18 protein-coding genes are annotated in these 21,537 nt (G+C 70.4%); 15 read left to right on the forward strand and 3 right to left on the reverse strand.

The features are described from left to right. Positions 1-4: 4 nt before the first annotated feature. Complete coding sequence (gene ftsY, locus E3O44_RS03080; RefSeq protein WP_134532353.1) at positions 5-880, reverse strand: signal recognition particle-docking protein FtsY; 876 nt, start codon at positions 878-880, stop codon at positions 5-7. A gap of 148 nt (positions 881-1,028) precedes the next feature. Between ftsY and E3O44_RS03085 the strand changes: the two genes are divergently transcribed. The 5 genes from E3O44_RS03085 (at position 1,029) to E3O44_RS03105 (ending at position 7,322) form a co-directional block, all read left to right on the forward strand. Next, positions 1,029-2,441: an FAD-binding oxidoreductase gene (locus E3O44_RS03085; RefSeq protein WP_166792514.1), complete on the forward strand. Its 1,413-nt coding sequence runs from the start codon at positions 1,029-1,031 to the stop codon at positions 2,439-2,441. Positions 2,442-2,639: 198 nt separating this feature from the next. Further along, positions 2,640-4,367, forward strand: a complete 1,728-nt coding sequence (locus E3O44_RS03090) for an HNH endonuclease signature motif containing protein (protein WP_134532356.1) — start codon at positions 2,640-2,642, stop codon at positions 4,365-4,367. Positions 4,368-4,508: 141 nt separating this feature from the next. Then, entirely contained in the window at positions 4,509-5,240 is a 732-nt protein-coding gene (locus tag E3O44_RS03095; RefSeq protein ID WP_241975982.1) for a sirohydrochlorin chelatase, read from the forward strand. Positions 5,241-5,466: 226 nt separating this feature from the next. Beyond that, entirely contained in the window at positions 5,467-6,051 is a 585-nt protein-coding gene (locus E3O44_RS03100; protein WP_134532360.1) for a helix-turn-helix domain-containing protein, read from the forward strand. Then, positions 6,048-7,322, forward strand: a complete 1,275-nt coding sequence (locus E3O44_RS03105) for an MFS transporter (RefSeq protein WP_134532362.1) — start codon at positions 6,048-6,050, stop codon at positions 7,320-7,322. Before E3O44_RS03100 ends, E3O44_RS03105 begins: the two co-directional genes overlap by 4 nt. Before the next feature lie 108 nt (positions 7,323-7,430). Here the strand turns inward: E3O44_RS03105 and E3O44_RS03110 are convergent, their stop codons facing one another. After that, positions 7,431-7,985, reverse strand: a complete 555-nt coding sequence (locus tag E3O44_RS03110) for a dihydrofolate reductase family protein (RefSeq protein ID WP_134532364.1) — start codon at positions 7,983-7,985, stop codon at positions 7,431-7,433. Positions 7,986-8,240: 255 nt separating this feature from the next. Between E3O44_RS03110 and E3O44_RS03115 the strand changes: the two genes are divergently transcribed. The 10 genes from E3O44_RS03115 to E3O44_RS03160 all read left to right on the forward strand — a co-directional run bounded on the left by E3O44_RS03115 (position 8,241) and on the right by E3O44_RS03160 (position 17,737). Then, complete coding sequence (locus E3O44_RS03115; protein ID WP_166792515.1) at positions 8,241-9,950, forward strand: nitrite/sulfite reductase; 1,710 nt, start codon at positions 8,241-8,243, stop codon at positions 9,948-9,950. Then, on the forward strand, positions 9,947-10,702 hold the full coding sequence (locus tag E3O44_RS03120) for a phosphoadenylyl-sulfate reductase (RefSeq protein ID WP_134532368.1): 756 nt from the start codon (positions 9,947-9,949) through the stop codon (positions 10,700-10,702). Before E3O44_RS03115 ends, E3O44_RS03120 begins: the two co-directional genes overlap by 4 nt. Beyond that, positions 10,684-11,649 (forward strand): sulfate adenylyltransferase subunit CysD, encoded by a 966-nt coding sequence (gene cysD, locus E3O44_RS03125; RefSeq protein WP_134532369.1) that lies wholly within the window; start codon positions 10,684-10,686, stop codon positions 11,647-11,649. Before E3O44_RS03120 ends, cysD begins: the two co-directional genes overlap by 19 nt. After that, positions 11,649-13,007, forward strand: a complete 1,359-nt coding sequence (locus tag E3O44_RS03130; protein WP_134532371.1) for a sulfate adenylyltransferase subunit 1 — start codon at positions 11,649-11,651, stop codon at positions 13,005-13,007. The genes cysD and E3O44_RS03130 overlap by 1 nt, the downstream gene beginning before the upstream one ends. 116 nt (positions 13,008-13,123) lie before the next feature. Continuing rightward, complete coding sequence (locus E3O44_RS03135) at positions 13,124-13,852, forward strand: ABC transporter ATP-binding protein (protein ID WP_198415867.1); 729 nt, start codon at positions 13,124-13,126, stop codon at positions 13,850-13,852. After that, positions 13,842-14,786, forward strand: coding sequence for an ABC transporter permease (locus E3O44_RS03140; protein WP_134532373.1), 945 nt, complete (start codon positions 13,842-13,844; stop codon positions 14,784-14,786). The genes E3O44_RS03135 and E3O44_RS03140 overlap by 11 nt, the downstream gene beginning before the upstream one ends. Continuing rightward, entirely contained in the window at positions 14,783-15,589 is an 807-nt protein-coding gene (gene cobA, locus E3O44_RS03145; RefSeq protein ID WP_134532375.1) for a uroporphyrinogen-III C-methyltransferase, read from the forward strand. Before E3O44_RS03140 ends, cobA begins: the two co-directional genes overlap by 4 nt. Beyond that, complete coding sequence (locus E3O44_RS03150; protein WP_134532377.1) at positions 15,586-16,989, forward strand: FAD-dependent oxidoreductase; 1,404 nt, start codon at positions 15,586-15,588, stop codon at positions 16,987-16,989. Before cobA ends, E3O44_RS03150 begins: the two co-directional genes overlap by 4 nt. Next, on the forward strand, positions 16,986-17,303 hold the full coding sequence (gene fdxA, locus E3O44_RS03155; protein WP_134532378.1) for a ferredoxin: 318 nt from the start codon (positions 16,986-16,988) through the stop codon (positions 17,301-17,303). The genes E3O44_RS03150 and fdxA overlap by 4 nt, the downstream gene beginning before the upstream one ends. 32 nt (positions 17,304-17,335) lie before the next feature. Then, positions 17,336-17,737 carry a four-helix bundle copper-binding protein gene (locus E3O44_RS03160; protein WP_134532380.1) on the forward strand — a complete coding sequence of 134 codons (402 nt, stop codon included), beginning with the start codon at positions 17,336-17,338 and terminating at the stop codon, positions 17,735-17,737. 33 nt (positions 17,738-17,770) lie between these two features. Here E3O44_RS03160 and E3O44_RS03165 read toward each other — a convergent pair whose 3' ends face one another. Further along, positions 17,771-21,460 carry an AAA family ATPase gene (locus tag E3O44_RS03165; protein ID WP_134532382.1) on the reverse strand — a complete coding sequence of 1,230 codons (3,690 nt, stop codon included), beginning with the start codon at positions 21,458-21,460 and terminating at the stop codon, positions 17,771-17,773. Positions 21,461-21,537 lie beyond the last annotated feature (77 nt).

Raw genomic sequence — 21,537 nt, forward strand, 5'->3', positions numbered from 1 at the left:
GGTCCTATCCGACGAGTTTCTGCGCGAAGACGTGTGGAGTGAATCCGGTCAGGTCGTTGATGCCCTCACCCTGGCCGACGAGCTTGATCGGGATGCCGGTCTTCTCCTGGACCGCGAGCACGAACCCGCCCTTGGCGGACCCGTCGAGCTTGGTGAGCACGAGACCGGTGACCCCGGCGTGCTCGATGAAGGCCTCGGCCTGGGCGAGACCGTTCTGGCCGGTCGTCGCGTCGAGCACGAGCAGCACCTCGGAGATCGGCGCCTGCTTCTCGATCACCCGGCGGATCTTGGTCAGCTCGTCCATGAGGCCGCCCTTGGTCTGCAGGCGGCCGGCGGTGTCGATGATCACGATCTCGGTGCCGGTCGCGATCGCGCGCTCCACGGTCTGAAAGGCGACGGATGCCGGGTCCTGGCCCTGGGCCTGCGGCTTCACGATCTCGGCGCCCGCGCGTTCGGCCCAGGTGGCGAGCTGCTCGACCGCTGCGGCGCGGAACGTGTCCGCCGCCCCGATCAGCACGCTCCGGTCGTAGACGCGGAGAAACTTGGCGAACTTGCCGATCGTGGTCGTCTTGCCGACGCCATTCACGCCGACGACGAGCACGACAGCGGGGCGCGCGCTGAGGTTGAGCGTCGAGTCGAGCCGGGAGAGGCGTTCCTCGAGGCCTTCGCGCAGCATCCGCTGCAGGTCGGCCGGGTCGGTCGTATGGTACCTGGTGACCTTGGCGCGCAGGTCCGCGACGATGTCCTCGGTGATCTGCGGTCCGAAGTCGGCCTGGATGAGTGCGTCCTCGAGGTCGTCCCAGGTGTCGGCGTCGATCGTCTTCTTCGCGAACATGCCGCGCAATGCGCCGGAGAGTGACCACGGGGTGCGTTCTGCCATGTCTCTACCCTAAGCGCGGGACCCCGCCTCCGGGCGCGAGCCCGCGATCGGCATGGGGATTGGCACCGGGGTTGGCCTTGGGGCCGGACAGGCCGAGAATCGCCAATATACGTTCCGGCCGCGTTCCCGATTCGCTCTGGAGGACCCGATGACACCTGCTTCCCCGTCTGACCCCGTACTCAACGACCTCGTGGACGCCCTGGACGGCAGGCTGGTCCGCGCGTATGACGACGACTGGGACAGTGCCCGCACACCGTGGAACCTCGCGATCGACCAACGGCCCGTTGCCGTCGCGTACCCGGCCGGGCCGGAAGACCTGCGGCGCATCCTCGCCGCCGCCCGCGCCGACGGGCGCCGGGTGACGGTGCAGCCGCGCGGTCACGGCCCCGCCGGCGACGTCTCCGGCTGCATTCTCGTGCGCACGAGCGCGTTCGACGAGATCGTGATCGACGAGCGACGGCGCGTGGCCCGGGTCGGTTCCGGGGTGTCCTGGGGCGCCCTGCTCGCCCGTCTGGACGGTTCCGGGCTCGTGGCGCTCGCCGGTTCCAACCCCGATGTGAGCGTCGCAGGGCTCCTGCTCGGGGGCGGCCACTCCTGGTTCAGCCGCTGGCGCGGGATCGCGGCCCGCAGCATCCGTGCGGTCGAGCTCGTCGACGCGACGGGCGAGCTGCGCCGGGTGACAGCGGAGAGCGATCCGGAACTCCTCTGGGCGCTGCGGGGCGCCGGCGGGCTGTTCGGCATCGTCACGGCGCTGGAGATCGACCTGTACCCGGCACCCGACCTCTTCGGCGGCACGATCGTGTTCCCGGCGTCAGCAGCCGAGGCCGTCTTCGCGAGCGTCGCAACGATCATGGCGGATGCCCCGCCCGAGTTGAGCATCTTCTTCGGCCTGATCAACCTGCCCGATATCGAGCAGGTGCCCCCGCCGCTCCGCGGCCAGACGGTCGCGAATGCCGAGGTGGTCTTCGTCGGAACGGCCGAGGACGCGGCGCCCCTGCTTGCCCCTTTGCTCGCCAGCGCACCGGTGCTCGCCGACGGGACCCGGCCGTTCACGATCGGGCACCTGGCCGAGGTCGCGGCAGAACCGACAGAACCGGCCGCCACGCTCGAGTGGACGGCCGCAATCACGTCCTTCGCCGGTGGAGACGAGGCCGGACTCGGCGCCCTCGCGCGGGCGTTCCGCGAAGCGACGCCAGCGGGCCTGACCGTTCTCGGCATCCGTGCCCTCGGCGGCGCCGTCGCCGAGCAGGGGGCGGATGCGACTGCTGTCGCCGGTCGCCTCGGCGCACGGTACCTGGCCTTCGCCGGTTCGTTCCTCACGGGGAAGGGACCCGCCGACCCGGAGGCGGTGTTCGGCCCGCTCCGCCGGGCGCTCGCGGGCAGCACCCTCGGGCTCACCCTGCCGACCTACCTCACCACCGGCCAGGACCTCACGCGCAGTTTCACGCCGGAAACGCTCGAGCGCCTCGCGGGCGTCAAGCGCCGACTCGATCCCGACCGGATCTTCACGAGCAACCGGCCCCTCGGCCCCGGGAGCGGCTCGAGTTCCGACACGGATTGAGTTGCCGGCGATCTCGTCGGCAAGCTCTACATCCGAGCAGCGTACCGGGATCTTCACGTGACTAGCCGAGGAGCGAACCGGGCACTCAGCGGGACCCGAATCTGGCGGATTCTCCTCAACAGGAACTTGATCAGAGGGAGTTTCCACAGACCTGAGCGATATTCAGAGAATGTCGGTGGTCGGTCGTAACTTTGAGGCATGACCAACCTCCCCGAGTCGCCCGCTTCACCCGATCAGCCGCACGGCGACCACGTGCGCGACGAGTCGATGCGCCGCGACCCGGTGCTCGGCGACCCAGTGCTCGTCGACCCGGTGCTGGCCAATCCGGTGCTGGCCAATCCGGTGCTGGCCAATCCGGTGCAGGGCGACGTGCTCGGTGGGTTGCGGTCGATGGTGGACGTCGTCACCGGGCTGGGCGGTTCGTCCGCCGCTGTCGACACGCTCAGCGATGAGGCGGTACTCGAGGGCCACGTGTTGATCGCCGGGGCCCGACGGGCCCTGGACACCCAGGCGGCATGGTTCGCCGCGACCCTGGCCCGGCGGTCCCGACCCGAACTCGGCGGCCAGGGCCTCGCCGCCCGACGGGGATTCCGCACCCCGGAAGATTTGCTGCAGACCATCTCCGGGTCGAGCAAGAGCGACGCGGTCAAACTGCTCGGCGTGGGCCGGCTGCTCGTCGAGACCGACGCCGCCGAGAAAGCCGCCCGGGAAGCAGCCGAGGCGCAGAAACTACACGACGGCACCCCACCCCACGATGGGAACGACGGTCAGGCAGGGCCAGACGGACAGCCAGGGACCGGCGGGCAGCCGCCCCTCGACGGGACGGCCCCGCACGTGCCGCCGGTGCCGGCGGCCGCGGTGCCGCCGTGGCACGCCCCGATCGGCCGGGCCCTCGGCGAGGGCTGGCTCAGCGTGGAGAAGGCCGATGCACTCCGCAAGGGCCTGGGCGATCTGGACCGGGCGATCACTCCGGAGAAACTCGCCTCCGCCCTCGCCCGGCTCCTCACCGAGGCACGGACCCTGAATGCGGACCAACTGTTCAAGCGGGCCCGGAGGGTGCGGGACGTGCTCGATGAGGCCGGCATCGCCGCCCGCGAGAAAGCCGCCTACGGCGACCGGTCCCTGCGGTTCTACCGCCTCCACACGGGGCAGGTGCGCATGGTCGGCCTGTTCGCCCCGGAAGACGGCGAATACCTGATGAGTACCTACGACGCCATCACCAGCCCCCGCCGCGGCGGGGTGCGGTTCGTCGACAAGGAGCAGGCCGCCTGGGCGAAACGGGTGCAGGACGACCCGCGCACGACCGAGCAGCTCACCGCCGACGCGTTCCTCGCCCTGACCAAACTCGGCGTGAAAGCGGACCCGAAACGCATCGCCGGCGGTCGCAGCCCCGCCGTCCGCATGATCACCATCCGCCCCACCAGCACCACGACCATCGGGACCGCGCCCACTGAACCCGCGACCGAGGATCCCACGCTCCAGCCCGGCGTGATCGAAGGCACCGTCGTCACGGTCTCCGCCGAAACCATGGAGCGCAACCTCTGCGACAGCGGGATACTCGAGGTCACCTTCGACGACCACGGCCACGGCCTCGACCTCGGCCGCGAACAACGCACCTTCAGCCCCGCCCAACGCGCGGCCCTCGCCATTCGCGACGGCGGCTGCATGTGGCCAGGCTGCGACCGCCCACCCTCCTGGACCGAAACCCATCACATCGAGCACTGGAAAGACGACACCGGGCAGACCAACCTCGACCACGGCGTCCTGCTCTGCCGGGCCGACCACCTCCGGCTTCACAACGAACACTGGCGCATCACTCGAGACCACACCGGCCGCTACTGGCTCACCCCACCACCCGGACTCGACCCCGAGCAGACACCCATCCTCCTCGCCAGCAAGAACCCGATCCTGCGGGACACCGACTGACCCAAGCGCCGGTGTGGAGGACCATTGATGGCCCTCACCGTCCGAATACCGTCCAGACCTGAACAGGACAGCGCCCGAGGCCGAACACCGTCGGATCCGATCGGGCAGGCGCGCACGCACCCGCCCGTGCAGAATAGAGGGGTGACGGCCTCCACCTCTCCCGCCCTCGTCGGCATCGCCCACGGCACCTCGTCCGCGGCCGGGCAGGCGGCGGTCGCGGGGCTCATGGCCGCCGTGGCTCTCGCGGAACCCACGCTCCACACCGCCCTCGGTTATGTCGATGTCCAGCAGCCGGACGCACCCTCGACGCTGGCCGCACTCCCGGCCGGTGTGCCAGCTGTGGTTGTTCCGCTGCTTCTGTCCGCCGGCTACCACGTGTACGTCGACCTGACCGATGCCGTCGCCGGCGAAGCCGCGGCATCCGCGCGTTCGGTCACCATGACCGAGGCGCTCGGACCAGACGACCGGCTCATCGAACTACTCCGAGAACGACTCGACGAGGTCCCACTCAACGCCGACGATTCCCTCGTGCTCGCGGTCGCCGGCTCAAGCGACGCCCGTGCGGTCGCCGCGTGCCGCGTCGTCGCCGAGCGACTGTCCCTCGCCGCCGGACGCGACGTCGCGCTCGGCTTCCTCTCCGCGGCACGCCCTCGCCTCGCGTGCGCCGTCACGATCGAGCGCATCCAGCGGCCCGGCAGACGTGTCGTCGTGAGCAGCTACCTTCTGGCCCCGGGGTTCTTCCAGGGGCTGGTCGAGAAAGCGGGGGCGGATGCCGTCACCGCGCCCCTGCTCCTGCCCACGGAACCCGCAAGTCCGCTCCTCGTCGCCGTCGTCACCGACCGCTACCGCAACGCCCTCACACCCACCGACTGACCGCCATAACGTCCGACCGCACGGGACGCGAATCCGCGGCGAGCGCCGACGGTATCCGGTCGGTGGACATCCGCTCGCCGCCATCGCGCCGGTTTCGGCAGGCTGCGCCCGCCGTTTCGGGAGCGGCCTCACGAAACCGCCGCGGTCACCCCCCGGAAATCCGCAAACGCACTCAAATCGCACAAGACTTATTGCGCAATAGGTGTTGTGGAGATAGCGTGGTGGCATGCCCTCTCCTGAATCCGGCGATACCGCACACCTCACGAGCGCAGCATCCATGCGCGTCCTGGCGCACCCGACCCGGCTGCGCTTGCTCGGCCTGCTGCGCGAGCGCGGGCCCCAGACCGCCGCCCTGCTCGGCGACGTCGTCGACGAGGCCCCGGGCACGGTGAGCTACCACCTGGCCAAGCTCGCCTCCATCGGTCTGATCCAGGAGGCCGCAGACATGGGAACCGATCGTCGCGAACGCTGGTGGCGGTCGAGCCACGCGCTGACGTCCTGGGAACCGGCGGACCTTCTCGACGATCCCGCAGCGCTGGCGGCGTCAACGGCTCTCCAACGGGCGATCGTGCAGATCTACGCCGCCAACTTCACGCAGTACCTCGACAACGTGCCCGCCCTGCCCGCGGACTGGGTGCGCGCAGCCCCGAGCTCCGACCGAGGTCTGCGCCTCACGGTGACCGAACTCGCCGAGCTGAGAAAGGAACTCGAGGTCGTCACCGAGAAGTTCCTGGCGATCAGCGCCACTCACACCGAAGCCGACGGCTCCGAGCGGGTCAGCCTCGTCTACCAGGCCTATCGCACCCCGTGACGAAGACCCTCGCGGCCACCCGCGCGCTGCGCTCTCTCACCGCCCTGCTCACGGCACACGTCGTCTCGCAGACCGGTAACGTCGTCACCCTGTTCGCCGTTCCGTTCTACGTGCTCTCGACCGGCGGGACGGGCATCGAGGTCGGCACCGCGGCATTCTTCGCGACAGCCCCGGTCATCATCGGCGGCCCCCTCGGCGGGGTCGTCGTCGACCGGATCGGCTACCGCCGTGCGAGCATCCTTGCGGACCTGATCAGCGGGGCGACCGTCCTCGCCATCCCGGTCGTCGCGCTCACGATCGGACTTCCGTTCTGGGGTCTGCTCGCCCTCGTCTTCCTCAGCGGCCTCCTCGACACCCCCGGGCAGACCGCTCGGCGGGTGCTCCTGCCCGCGTTCTCTGCCGATGCGCACGTGCGTCTCGAACGCTCCGTCGGGTTCCTCGATGGAGCCGAGCGCCTCTCCCGCCTCCTCGGCGCACCGCTCGGCGGTCTCCTGATCGCCGGCGTCGGCCCCCTGAACGCCCTCTTCGTCAACGCGGGCACCTTCGCGCTCTCGGCGATCATCACCTGGTTGTTCGTCACACGTCCGGTCGTGGCCGAGCGGATGCCCGACGCGACCGACCCCCCGGCGCGCACTGGCTACTGGTCGGAACTCGCCGAGGGTTTCCGGTTCGTCACACGTGAGCCGCTCCTGCGTGCGGTCGTGCTCCTGGTTCTCGTCACGAACGTGTTCGATGCCGCCCGCGGTTCCTCCCTGCTTCCGCTCTACGCCCACGATTCGCTGGGCGGGGCCGCGGCATTCGGCGTGCTCGTGGCAGTGATGGGCGGAGGCGCCCTGCTCGGAACCGTGGTCTTCGGATTCTTCGCGCACCGGTTGCCCCGGCGGGTCACCTTCTCGGTCTGCTTCGCCCTTGCGGGAGGTCCGTCCCTCTTCGCGTTCGCGGCCGGACTCCCCTTTGTCTGGCTGATCGCGGCGACCGCGCTCTCCGGCGTCGCCGCCGGCGCGATCAACCCCATCCTCGGCACGGTCGAGCTCGAACGGGTACCGGAGGGCATGCGCGCCCGGGTGTTCGGGCTGATCAACGCCGGGGCCTGGGCCGGCGTGCCCGCAGGGGCCCTGCTCGGCGGAATCGGTGCGGACACCGTCGGCCTGCAGACCTCCTTCTTCATCATCGGCGTGCTCTACGTTGCGGTCACCCTTCTGCCGCTCGGCATTCCGGTTTTCCGGGAGATGGAACCGCCCCCGAATCCGCAGCCCGCGCCCGCCGTTTAGGGTGCGGCCTGCCGGAACAGGCGCGGCGGCAGACGGAACACCGGCAGTACCGCGGGGTGCAGTCAGCGGCACTGCCGGGCACACTCAGGGATGCAGCCGGGCGCGCAGTCAGGGGCGCACGCGATACGTGAGGATCGCGAACTGACCCTGGGCGGTCGCACTCAGCAGCTCGAGGTGGTCGGACTCGAGCCGACGCGGCAGCACCGGAGCCCCGCCGGGCAGGGCGACCGGCGCCACCGAGAGCATGATCGTGTCGAGGGCGCCGGCGTCGAGGAACTGGCCGGCCAGGTCGCCGCCGCCGACCACCCACACGTCCTTCTCCCCAGCTGCCGCGAGAATCGACGGCAGCGCGGCAGCGACGCTCCCGCTCACGAACCGCACGTCGGCCCCCTCGGGCGTCGGCAGCTCGCGATTGGTGAAGACGAACGTGGGCCGGTCGCCGTAGAACTCCCGCCACTTGTGCGGTTTGTCGAGCAGCTCCTCCTCGCGCAGGACCCATTCGTAGGTCGTGGAGCCCTCCACGAGAACACCGATGCCCGCCAGGAACTGGTCTTGGTCCTCGAGTCCCGCCGTGTCGACCGCGAAGAGCCAGGCCAGTGAATTGGACTCGTCAGCGATGAAGCCGGTGAACGAGGTCGCCGTGTTGTAGATCACCTGGGTCATGCGGCGAGACTATGCCGAACGCCCGACAGCGAACAGTGACCCTGGCCGGACAGGGGCCGGAACAGCGATGGGAACGACCGACACTATACGAGTGGATGCCGCCCGGCGCATCCGTGTGACGCTCTGCTACGGTGCGTGACTGGCCGTTACGACACACGCGAGTGATTGCTCCCCATTCTCGATAGATTCTTCCAACGCACCCCGGCTCACGCTGCACTCCGGCTCACGCTCTGGCCGGTGCCGAAGGAGGATCCCGTGTCACCCAACCAGACCGAAGCGGCCACGCCGGCCAGGCCCCACCGCCAGGCCGGCCGTCCCAACGGCCAGTGGAAGGTGGACGGCACCGCCCCCCTCAACGGCAACGAAGTCTGGAAGCAGGAGGACGGCGGCCTGAGCGTCCGCGAACGGGTCGAGAACATCTACTCGAAGCAGGGTTTCGACTCGATCGAGGGAACCGACCTGCACGGCCGGATGCGCTGGTGGGGCCTCTACACGCAGCGCAAGCCCGGCATCGACGGCGGCAAGACCGCGACCCTCGAGCCGCACGAGCTCGAAGACAAGTACTTCATGCTGCGGGTACGCATCGACGGCGGCCAGCTCACGACGACCCAGCTGCGCGTCATCGGCGAGATCTCCCACGAATTCGGCCGTGACTCCGCCGACCTCACCGACCGGCAGAACATCCAGCTGCACTGGATCCGCATCGAGGACGTTCCCGAGATCTGGACCCGCCTCGAAGCCGTCGGGCTGCAGACCACGGAGGCCTGCGGCGACGTGCCCCGCGTCATCCTCGGCTCCCCCGTCGCCGGCATCGCCGCTGACGAACTGATCGACCCGAGCGGGCTCATCACCGACATCACGGCCCGGTACATCGGCGACGAAAGCCTCGCCAACCTGCCGCGCAAGTTCAAGACCGCCATCACCGGCAGCCCGAGCCAGGACGTCGTGCACGAGATCAACGACATCTCCTACGTCGCGGTCGACCACCCCGAACTGGGCATCGGGTTCGACCTCTGGGTCGGCGGCGGCCTCTCCACCGCCCCGCGCCTCGCCGAACGCCTCGGCGTCTTCATCTCCCCCGACCGTGTCGCCGAGGTCTGGCACGGCGTCGCGAGTCTGTTCCGCGACTACGGCTACCGTCGCCTGCGCAACAAGGCCAGGCTCAAGTTCCTGCTCGCCGACTGGGGGCCGGAGAAGTTCCGGAAGGTCCTCGAGGACGAGTTCCTCGAGTCCCCGCTCCCCGACGGTCCCGCGGCCCCGCCGCCCACCCGGCCTGGCGACCACGTCGGCGTGCACAAGCAGACCGACGGCCGCTACTACATCGGCGTCACCCCCTTCGTCGGCCGCGTCTCCGGCCCGACGCTGCTGAGCCTCGCCGCCCTGCTCGAGGCGAACGGTTCGACGCGACTGCGCACGACCCCGCACCAGAAGCTCGTGCTCCTCGACATCCCCGAGGAGAACGTCGAATCCCTGATCGTTGCCCTCGACGAGATCGGCCTCGCCGCGCGCCCCAGCCTGTTCCGCCGGTCCACGATCGCCTGCACCGGCATCGAATACTGCAAGCTCGCGATCGTCGAGACCAAGAAGTCCGCGACGGATGCGGTCCTCGAGCTCGAAAAGCGGCTCGCCTCGATCGACGTCCCCCAGCCGATCAGCCTGCACGTCAACGGCTGCCCGAATTCCTGCGCCCGCATCCAGACTGCGGACATCGGGCTCAAGGGCCAGCTCCTCCCCGACGGGAACGGCGGCCAGGTCCCCGGCTTCCAGGTGCACCTCGGCGGCGGCCTCGCCTCGCATGAGCGCGAGGAGGCCGGCCTCGGTCGCACCGTCCGCGGTCTCAAGGTGACCGCGGACGACATCGCCGACTATGTCGAACGGATCGTGCTCCGCTTCCTTGCCGACCGCGGCGAGACCGAGACCTTCGCCGTCTGGGCACACCGCGCCGACGAGGAGGCCCTGCAATGAGCGACGCCACAACCGGAACCGGACTCACGACGGCGGCCACGACGGCCGTCGCTCCCCGGCGCAACGCCGAGGAGCTCAAGGCTCTCGCCGTCCGTGGCGCCGCGGAACTCGGCGAGACCGGCTACGCCGAGGTCGTCGCGTGGGTGGCGGCCAACTTCCCCGTCGCACACGTCGCCGTCGCCTGCTCGATGGCCGACGCCGTGCTCCCGCACGTCGTTGCGGCACAGCTGCCCGGCGTCGACGTGCTCTTCCTCGACACCGGCTACCATTTCGCCGAGACCTACGAAACCAGGGACACCGTCGCCCGGCTCCTCCCGGTGCGGATCGTCGACGTGCTGCCCGCGAAGACCGTCCCGGAGCAGGACGCCGAACACGGCGCGGAACTCTTCAGCCGCGACCCGAACCTGTGCTGCGCGATGCGCAAGGTCGAGCCCCTGCAGCGTTCGCTCACCGGCTACGAACTCTGGTTCACCGGCGTGCGCCGCGACGAGGCCCCGACCAGGGCGAACACCCCGCTTGTGACCTGGGACGAGCGCAACGGCCTCGTCAAGGTCAACCCGCTCGCGGCGTGGAGCTTCGACGACATCCTCGACTACGCCGGCTACCACCAGGTTCCGGTGAACCCGCTGCTCGAGCAGGGGTACCCCTCCATCGGCTGCGCGCCGTGCACGAAGCCCGTCGCCGCCGGCGACGACCCCCGATCCGGACGCTGGGCGAACCTGGCCAAGACAGAATGCGGGCTCCACGAGTGAACGCCGTCACGACCGCCATCGCCACCGAGTCCTCCGTTCAGGCCGCGGGGAGCCACCGGCTCTCCCAGCTCGACGTGCTCGAGAGCGAGGCGATCCACATCATCCGTGAGGTCGTCGCCGAATTCGAGCGTCCCGTGCTGCTGTTCTCCGGCGGCAAGGACTCCGTCGTCGTGCTGCACCTCGCCGCGAAGGCCTTCTGGCCGGGCAAGGTCCCCTTCGGTCTGCTGCACGTCGACACCGGCCACAATTTCCCGGAGGTCCTCGCCTTCCGGGACGCGACGGTCGCCCGCCTCGGCCTCCGCCTCACCGTCGCGAAGGTGCAGGATTACATCGACGACGGCCGCCTGCGCGAGCGCGCCGACGGCACCCGCAACCCGTTGCAGACCCTCCCGCTCCTCGACGGGATCGCGGCCGGCCGCCACGACGCCGTCTTCGGCGGCGCCCGCCGCGACGAGGACAAGGCCCGCGCAAAAGAGCGCATCCTCTCCCTCCGCGACGAATTCGGCCAGTGGGACCCCCGCAACCAGCGCCCCGAACTCTGGAACCTCTACAACGGCCGCCACACCGTCGGCCAGCATGTGCGCGCGTTCCCGATCAGCAACTGGACCGAGTACAACGTCTGGCGCTACATCGAACGGGAGGGCATCGAACTGCCCCCGCTCTATTACGCCCACGAGCGCGAGGTCTTCCGCCGCGACGGCATGTGGCGTGCGATCGGGCCCGTCTCCGAGCCCCGCCCGGGCGAGGCCGTCGAGACCAGGACCGTCCGGTATCGCACGGTCGGCGACATGAGCTGCACCGGCGCCGTCGACTCCGACGCCGCATCCGTCTCCGCCGTCGTGCGCGAGGTCGCCCTCTCCACCATCACCGAACGCGGCGCGACGCGCGCCGACGACCGCATCTCCGAAGCGGCCATGGAAGACCGCAAGAAGGACGGATACTTCTGATGACTCAGGCACTCCTCACTCCGGCGGATGCCGGCACCACCTTCGCCGCAGACGCCCCGGGCACCCTGTTCCGGTTCGCAACCGCCGGCTCCGTCGACGACGGCAAGTCGACCCTCGTCGGCCGGCTCCTGCACGACTCGAAGGCGATCCTCGCCGACCAGCTCGAGTCCGTCACCCGCACGTCCACGGAGCGCGGCTTCGGCGGCGCCGACGGCGGCATCGACTTCGCGCTGCTCACCGACGGCCTCCGCGCCGAACGCGAGCAGGGCATCACGATCGACGTCGCCTACCGCTATTTCGCGACCGCGCGCCGCTCCTTCATCCTCGCCGACTGCCCGGGGCACGTGCAGTACACCCGCAACATGGTCACCGGCGCGACGACGGCAGACGCCGTGATCATGCTGATCGACGCGCGCAAGGGTGTGCTCGAGCAGACCAGGCGGCACCTCTCCGTCGTCTCCCTGCTGCGGGTGCCGCACGTGATCATCGCGGTCAACAAGATCGACCTCCTCGGCTACGACGAATCCGCGTTCGCCGCGGTCGCGGCATCCGTGCGCGCCGTCACGAGCGAGCTCGGCCTCGGCGCCGTGCACGTGCTGCCCGTCTCGGCGCTCGTCGGCGACAACGTCGTCGACCGCTCGCCGCGTACCCCGTGGTACGACGGGCCGAGCCTGCTCGAACTGCTCGAAAGCCTCCCGGTCGTCGACGAGGTCGAGACCGCCATCGAGGCGTTCCGGCTGCCCGTGCAGCTCGTGCTCCGGCCCCAGGGCGCCGTCGCCGTCGCGCTGGAGGACGCCGATGCGTTCCGCGACTACCGGGCGTACGCCGGGCAGGTTGCCTCGGGCACGGTACGGGTCGGCGACAGCGTGAGCGTCGCCCCCGGCGGGGCGACGACCATCGTCACCGGCATCGACTTCGCCGGCACCGAGCTCACCGAGGCGTTCGCCCCGATGTCGGTCGCGCTGCGCCTGGCCGACGACATCGACATCGCCCGCGGGGCGGTCATCGGCGCGGCGGGCACCCTGCCCGAATCGACGAGGGACCTCACGGCCGCGTTGTTCTGGCTCGACCCCCGGGCCCTCACACCGGGCGACCGCACCCTGGTGAAGTTCGGCACGAACACGGTGCAGGCCATCGTCTCGACCGTCACCGGGCGCCTCAACCTCGACACCCTCGAGCTCGAACCCGCTGGCGGCCTCGAGGTCAACGACATCGGCGAGGTCGGCCTGCGGCTCGCCGCTCCGCTCCCGGTCGAGACCTTCACGGAGAACCGCCGCTCGGGCGCCTTCCTCGTGATCAACGCCCAGGACGGTGCCACCCTCGCAGCAGGGATCGTCACCGGCTCGGGAGCGCGGTGAGCGCCGTGTCCGTGACAGAGCGCGACCGCACCGGATCGGGCAGCCACCGGCCGGGCATCAGCGTAAGCACCGACACCGCACCCGCTGCGGTGGTCGCAGCGGACGTCGAGACGGCCATCAGGGTCGACGGGCTGTCCAAGCGCTTCGGCAAGGCCGGGCCCGTCGTGCTCGACAACATCAACCTCACGATCAGGCCGGGCGAATTCGTCTGCCTGCTCGGGGCCTCCGGGTGCGGCAAGTCGACCCTGCTCAACATCATCGCGGGCCTCGAGCACCCCTCGGAGGGCACCGTCACGGTGGCGAGCGGCAAGAGCGCCGTCATGTTCCAGGAATCCGCCCTGTTCCCCTGGCTGACCGCGAGCCGTAACGTGGAACTCGCCCTCAAACTGCGCGGGGTGCCGCACGGCCGGCGCCGCGGTGAGGCGCTCGAGCTCCTCGACCTCGTCAACCTCGCGGATGCCGCGAACAAGCGCCCGCACGAACTCTCCGGGGGCATGCGCCAGCGGGTCGCCCTCGCCAGGTCGCTCGCGCAGGACCGCAAGGTTCTGTTGATGGACGAGCCCTTCGCCGCCCTCGACGCGATCACCCGCGACCTGCTTCACGAGGAACTCGAGCGGGTCTGGCGCGAGACCGGCCGCACGATCGTGTTCGTCACGCACAACGTGCGCGAGGCCGCCCGGCTCGGTCAACGGGTGCTGCTCATGTCGAGCCGTCCCGGCCGCATCCGCAACGAGTGGCGCATCGTCGACGACGGTCCGCGCCGGATCGAGTCGCCGGAGGTTTCCCGCCTCTCCATCGAGATCACCAACCACCTCCGAGAGGAGATCCGCCGCAATGCCGCCTGAGACATCCACCGACACCATCGTTCCCGGCTCCTTGGAGCCGGACACCACGACCGGCTCCACGACCGGCAGCCGCGCGGACTTCCGCACGCTCGAGGCCGGGCTCGACGCCCTGCAGACCTCGCCGCTCGTCGAGAAGGGCCCGTGGCGCCGGTTCGCCGACGGCGTCCTGCCGCCGGTCGTGCTGGTGCTCGCGCTCATCGCGGCGTGGCAGTTCTACATCGTGATCGCCAGGCCACGTCCCGACCTCACCCCCGGCCCGCTCGACGTGCTCACCTCGATCACCGACCTCTGGTCGACCGGGCACCTGCAGACGGCCGTGGTGACGAGCCTCTCCCGCGGCGGGATCGGGTTCCTGATCGCCGTCGCGATCGGTACCCCGCTCGGCCTCCTCCTCGCCGAGTGGCGTCTGCTCCGTCGCGCCCTCGGCCCGCTGCTCTCGGGGCTGCAGGTGCTTCCCTCCGTCGCCTGGGTCCCTGCCGCGATCCTCTGGTTCGGCCTCAGCGATGCGACCGTGTACTTCGTCGTGCTGATGGGCGCCGTACCGTCGATCGCGAACGGCCTCGTCGCCGGCGTGGACCAGATCCCGCCGCAGTTGCGCCGCGTGGGCACGGTGCTCGGCGCCAACCGCGTCGAGATGGCCACCCTCGTCGTGCTTCCCGCCGCGATGCCTGGCTATCTCGCCGGCCTCAAGCAGGGCTGGGCATTCTCCTGGCGTTCCCTGATGGCCGCAGAGATCATCGCCGTCGGCGGGTCGATCGGCTTCGGGCTCGGCTCGATGCTCCAGCAGAGCCGCGAACTCGCGGACCTGCCCGGGGTGCTCGCGACGATCCTGGTGATCCTGTTCGTCGGCATCCTCGTCGAGCTCGTGCTCTTCGCACCCGCCGAACGCCGCCTGCTGCGCCGTCGCGGCCTCTACCTCACGGCAGGCCGATGAGCGTGGCACGCGACCGTGTCGGTACCGTGCACCTCGTCGGTGGCGGACCCGGCGATCCCGGCCTGATCACCGTGCTCGGCCGCCGCTTGCTCGACGAAGCGGATGTCGTCATCGCCGACCGGCTCGGCCCGCGGTCCCTGCTCGACGAGCTCGACCCCGGCGTGCTCGTGATCGACGTCGGCAAGCTTCCCGGCCACCACCCGGTGCCCCAGGACGAGATCAACGCGCTCCTCGTCGAACACGCCCGCGCCGGCCGCCGGGTCGTGCGCCTCAAGGGCGGCGACCCGTACGTGCTCGGTCGCGGCGGCGAGGAAGCAGCGTACTGCCGCAGCAACGGCATCCCCGTCGAGGTCATCCCCGGCGTCACGAGCGCCATCTCGGTGCCTGCTGCGGCCGGCATCCCGGTCACCCATCGCGGGGTGGCGAACGGGTTCACCGTCGTGACGGGCCACGAGCTGCTTCCGTCCCTGCCGGGCGGCAGTGACCACACCGTCCTGCTCCTGATGGGCATCTCCGGCCTCGCCGCCTCCGCGGCGATGCTCGCGGAGGGACCCCGCGGCGGGGACTGCCCGGTCGCCATCATCGAGGACGGCTACGGCCCGAACCAGCGCGTCACTTTCGGAAGTCTCGCAACCATCGCCGGCCTCGCCGCCGAACGCGGCGTCCGCTCCCCCGCCGTTGTCGTTGTGGGGGACGTCGTCACCCTCAGCCCGCTCCACCCCCGGTACCGCAACCAGCTCGCGTCCGACGAACCCCGTTCCGGCCGGCTCATTCCAGAACCATCCCGAAAGGCCCTTTCATGACCACCCATACTCTCCGAGTCGCCATCATTGGCGCCGGACCCGCGGGAATCTATGCCGGCAACATCCTCGGCAAGGCTGTGCGCGATGCCGGCGGCACGGTCGGCATCGACCTCTTCGACACCCTCCCCGCGCCGTACGGCCTGATCCGCTACGGCGTCGCCCCCGACCACCCGCGGATCAAGGGCATCGTCACGAGCCTCCACGAGATGCTCGACGCCGGAAGCATCCGGTTCCTCGGCAACGTCGGCTACGGGAGCGATCTGAGCCTGGACGACCTGCGCGCCCACTACCACGCCGTCATCTTCGCGACCGGGGCGATCCGCGACGCGGTGCTGCCGATCCCCGGTACAGAGTTGCCCGGCTGCTTCGGCGCCGCCGACTTCGTTTCCTGGTTCGACGGACACCCCGACGCCCCCCGCGAGTGGCCGCTCGACGCCCGCGAGGTCGCCGTGATCGGCAACGGCAACGTAGCGCTCGACGTGGCCAGGATGCTCGCGAAGCACGCCGACGACCTGCTGCCCACGGACATCCCGGAGAACGTCTACGCGGGCCTCGCGGCCTCGGCCGTCACCGACGTGCACATCTTCGGCCGTCGCGGGCCCGCCCAGGTGAAGTTCACCCCGATCGAACTCCGGGAGCTCGGCGCGGTTCCTGACGTCGACGTGATCGTCTACGACGAGGACTTCCCGAGGGACGAGGCCTCAGAGCAGTTCCTCGCCGCGTCCAACAACCAGGTCAAAGTGATGAGCCGCACCCTGAACGGCTGGCTCACGAAAGAACCGAGCGGGGCCTCGCGCCGCCTGCACCTGCACTTCCTGCACTCCCCCGTCGAGGTCTACGGCACGGACAGGGTCGAGGGCATGCGCTTCGAGCGCACCGCGCCCGATCCCGCCAACCCCGGCGGTGTCACCGGGACAGGTGAGATCCTCGACTACCCGCTCCAGGCGGTCTACCGTGCCGTCGGCTACCGCGGCAGCCCTCTCACCGGGGTGCCCTTCGACGAGGCACGCGGCGTGATCCCGAACGACGGCGGCCGGGTCCTCGACCCGGCCGCGCAGCCAGTTCCCGGCCTGTACGCGACCGGCTGGATCAAGCGCGGACCCGTCGGCCTGATCGGGCACACCAAAAGCGACGCGCTCGAGACAGTCACGCGGCTCGTCGCCGATCTCGATGACGGGCTCCTGCCGGAACCGGTCGAGGACGACGGAGACGCGATCCTGTCCGTGCTCGCCGCCCGCGGCATCCGCTTCACCGAGTGGGACGGCTGGCTCGTGCTCGACGCCCACGAACGCGCACTCGGGGCCGCGGATCCCTCGACGGTCGAGCGTGAACGGGTGAAGGTCGTCCCGCGGAACGAACAGGTCGGCATCAGCCGCTCCGTGGAACTCGTCTCCTCGTGACGTATGTCATCGCGCTGCCGTGCGTGGACGTGAAGGACCGCGCCTGCGTCGACGAATGCCCGGTCGACTGCATCTACGAGGGCGAACGGTCACTGTATATTCACCCGGACGAATGTGTCGACTGCGGGGCCTGCGAGCCGGTCTGCCCGGTCGAAGCGATCTACTACGAGGACGACCTCCCCGAGCAGTGGGCCGGCTACTACCGTGCCAACGTGGACTTCTTCGAGGAGCTCGGGTCGCCGGGCGGCGCGGCGAAGACCGGCGTGCTGACCTTCGATCACCCGTTGATCGCTGCGCTGCCTCCGCAGGCCTGACCGGACGTCGCCGATAGGGCTAGAGTGTCGGCATGTCGGGTGCGGGGTACGATAGCGGGTTCGGTGCGAGCGAGTTCAACACGATCGCGGCGCGGACCGCCGCCTGCGTCGCCGCGTGCGACGCGCTCATCGCCGCGAGCGAGGACTGTGCGGATGCCTGCCTGGCCGAGTCCGGCGACGGCGACGTGACGGCGTGCTTCCTCGCCGACCTCGACTGCATCGAGATCTGCACCTCGACGAGTCGGGTCCTGTCGTGGCACACCCGAACCGACGGGCCGACGGCCGCGTCAATGCTCGATACCTGCATCCAGGCCAGTCGCGCGTCCTCTGCCGCGTGCGAGCGGATGCTGCAGCACCGGCCGGACTGGACGAGTTGCGCGCCCGAGTGCCGGAGGGTCACCGACGCCTGCGCGGAGGTGCTCGCCCTGCTCTGAGGCCGCCGCAGCCGTCCTGCTCGGGACCCCGGCTCAGGACGCCTGTTCCTCCTGGCGCACGATCCGCTGGCCGACGACCGCAGAGACACCGTCCTGGCGCATCGAGACGCCGTAAAGGGCGTCGGCGATCTCCATCGTGCGCTTCTGGTGCGTGATGATGATGAGCTGGCTGGCTTCGCGGAGGTCCTGGAAGATCGTGAGCAGCCGGCCGAGGTTGGCGTCGTCGAGTGCCGCCTCGACCTCGTCCATGATGTAGAACGGGCTCGGGCGGGCCTTGAAGATCGCGATCAGCAGCGCGACGGCCGCGAGGGAACGCTCTCCGCCGGAAAGCAGCGAGAGCCGCTCAATCTTCTTTCCGGCCGGCTTCACGCTGATCTCGATGCCGGTGGTGAGCAGGTCGTCCGGGTCGGTCAGGCGGATGCTGCCGGACCCGCCGGGGAACAGGACAGGGAAGACCTCGGCGAAGGCCAGCCGGGTGTCTTCGAAAGCGCTTCCGAAGATGGCGCCCATCGTGACGTCGAGGTCGTCGATGATCGTCAGAAGGTCGGCCCGGGTGTTGGTCAGGTCGGTGAGCTGCTCGGTCAGGAATTTGTGGCGCTGCTCGAGCGCGGCGAATTCCTCGAGCGCGAGCGGATTGATCCTGCCGAGCTGGGCGAAGCGGCGCTCTGCTGCGGCGTGGCGGCGCTGCTGCTGCTCCCGGTCAAAGGGCATCGCCTCACCGTCCGGGTCGTCGTCGGGCGGAACCGGCTGGTCCGGCCCGTATTCCGCAACGAGGATGTCTTCGACGAGGCCGAGTTCGCTGCCGGCGCGTTCGAGGAGGCCGGAGAGGTGCAGCTTCTTCTCGTAGATCTGCAGTTCGAGGCCGTGCACGCTCTCGGTCACGGCCTGCAGGCGGCTGCGCAGGGCTCCGTCCTCGCGGCGCAGAGCCGCGAGTTCCTCGTTCTGGCTCAGGCGCTCGGCCTCGGCGGTCGCGAGGCGGAGCCGGGCTTCGCTGACGGAGACGTCGACGGCGGCGAGAACGGCGGGGAGCGCCTCGGCGACGTAGGTCGCGGCATCCACCTGGCGACGGCGGATGACCGCACGCCGTGCGGCCGCCTCGGCTGCGGCCTGATCGCGTTCGAGCTGCCGCGCGAGGCCGGCAGCGCGGGCCTCGCCGGAGCGCACCCGCTCGCGGGCGGTCTCGACGCGGAGCCGCGCCTCGACCTCGTTCTCGCGCGCAGCTTCGAGCTCGGCGTGCAGGGCATCACGGACCGACACGTCGAGGATCGGACGTGGGCGGGAGAGCAGGGTGACGAGCCCGGCCTTGGTGCGCTCGGCCTCTGCCTCGGCGCCGGAGACGGCCTGCTCGGCGACGAGGACGCCGGCCGCGAGGCGCTCGAGCTCCGCAGTGGCGGCCTCGAGCCGCACCGTCGCCCGGTTCGTCTTCTCGGCCTGCGCGGCGAGGCGGGCGTCGAAGGCGCGGAGCGCGGCGAGGGCCGCGACCGACTGTTCCTTGCCGAGGCGAAGCAGGCCGCGCTGCTCGGCGAGATCGCCGCTGACCTGCTCGATGCGGGAGCGGACCTCGCCGAGGCGGTCCGCCGCGGAGTCGCGGTCGGCGACGAGTTCGAGCTTGCTGCGTTGCGCGCCGGAGCCGCCGCGGAGCACGAACTCGCTCAGCACGTCGCCGGCCAGGGTGATGATCGTGAGCGAGGTGCCGGTGCTTCCGGAGACGCCGGAGGTGCCGGAGCCGGGGTTTGCGAGGCCGGAGGTGAGAAGGCCTGCTGCGAAACGGGCAGCGTCGAGGTCCTCGGCGATGACGGTGTTCTCGAGGAGTCCGAGGACACCGGCCGGTGCGTCGACGACCGAGCCTGCCCAGACCAGGCCTGGCCACTCGGCGAGGCTCGGGCGGGCGGGCGCGCCGGACCCGCGCCGGCCGGGGGTGCCGCCGGCGGCATCCGCTGGGGCGCTGCCCGTTCCGGAGGCTTCTGGCGTCGCGAGGATGAGCTCGACCCGGCCCAGGTCGTCTGCCCTGACCCGGTCGAGTGCCGCGAAACCGGCGGCGCGGTCGTCGGCCATCACGGCGTCGGCGAGGGAGCCGAGGGCCGCGGCGATCGACGCCTCGTAGCCGGGGTGCACGCGCACGTGTTCTGCGACGAGCCCGCGGATGCCGTCCAGCCGGGCCCCGAGGAGGGCCGAGGAGCCGTCCTTCTGGTCGAGGGCCAGGGACAGGGCGCTCGCGCGGGCGGCGAGGGCGTCGCGTTCGCGTTCGAGGAGGTGAAGTTCTTCGCGGAGACGCTCGACCTCGCCCTCCGCTGCGGATACGACGGCCTGAGCGGACGCGTAGTCCTCGGACAGCCGGGTGTTCCCGTCGGCTTCGCCGGTATCGGCAGGATCGCCGCCCACAGTGCCGGTGCCCGCGTTCTCCGCGTTGGCCTGTTCGGTCTCCGCTTCCAGGGCCTCGAGGAGGGACTGTGCCTCCTGCACACGCCCGGCGGCGGCATCCCGGGCGTTCTGCTGACGGAGTACGTCGCCACGGACCGAGGCGAGACGGGAGGCTGCGGTTTCGGCCTGGCCGCGCAGTTTGGAAGCCTCGAGGTCGTGGCGGGAGATGAGCGCCGTCTGGGCGGAAATCTCCTCATCGACGGCGTCGAGCTCGCTCCGGGCGGTCGACGTGGCCGCGCGCGCGGCGGCCCAGGCGGCCTCGGCGACCGCGATGCGTTCGGTGAGGCGGACGATCTCCGCCGCGGCGTCCGTGAGCATCGCCGGGGTCACGCTCGGGCCGGCGTCGACCGATTCGGCCTGGGAACCGAGCAGGGCAAGCCGCTGGTTCGCGAGCGTGTAGAGGCCGCGGAGCCGTTCCTGAACCGATTCGAGGCCGAAGCTCGTGCGCCGGGCGACGTCGACGGCATCGCCGATCTGGGCTTCCTCGAGGCGGTGCAGGCGCAGCTGCTTCTGGTCGAGCTGTTCCTGGAGCACGATGCGTTCGGAGTGCCGTTCGCTCTCGCTGCGGCCGTGGGCGTCGAGGGTCCGGCGCAGGCCGACGACGTCGTCGGCGAGCAGGCGGGCTCGCGCGTCGCGCACGACGGCGGCGATGGTCTGTGCCTCGCGGGCGATCTCGGCCTGGCGCCCGAGGGGTTTGAGCTGGCGGCGGATCTCCCCGGCGAGGTCGCTCAGCCGGGTCAGGTTGGCCTGCATCGCGTCGAGCTTCCGGAGGGTCTTCTCCTTGCGGCGGCGGTGCTTGAGGATCCCGGCCGCCTCCTCGATGAAACCGCGCCGGTCTTCCGGGCTCGCGCGCAGCACGGCGTCAAGCTGTCCCTGACCGACGATCACGTGCATTTCCCGGCCGAGGCCGGAGTCGCTCAGGAGTTCCTGCACGTCGAGCAGCCGGCAGCTCTGGCCGTTGATGGCGTACTCGCTGCCCCCGTTGCGGAAAAGGGTGCGCGAAATGGTGACCTCGGTGTAGTCGATCGGCAACGCGCCATCCGTGTTGTCGATCGTGAGCGTCACCTCGGCGCGGCCGAGCGGGCCCTTGGTCGAGGTGCCGGCGAAGATGACGTCCTCCATCTTGCCGCCGCGGAGCGTCTTGACGCCCTGCTCCCCCATCACCCAGGCGAGCGCGTCGACGACGTTGGACTTGCCGGAGCCGTTCGGCCCGACGACGCACGTGACGCCGGGCTCGAAGGCGAAGGTCGTGGGTTGCGCGAACGACTTGAACCCCTTGAGGGTGAGGCTCTTCAAGTACACCCGTGCGCCCTTCCCGTGAGTAGATATCGGCTCTCCCACGGTACCGGACGCATCCGCCCGGCCCGGGAGGCGCGGCG

The organism is Cryobacterium algoricola (assembly GCF_004402485.1).
Taxonomy (GTDB): Bacteria; Actinomycetota; Actinomycetes; order Actinomycetales; family Microbacteriaceae; genus Cryobacterium; species Cryobacterium algoricola.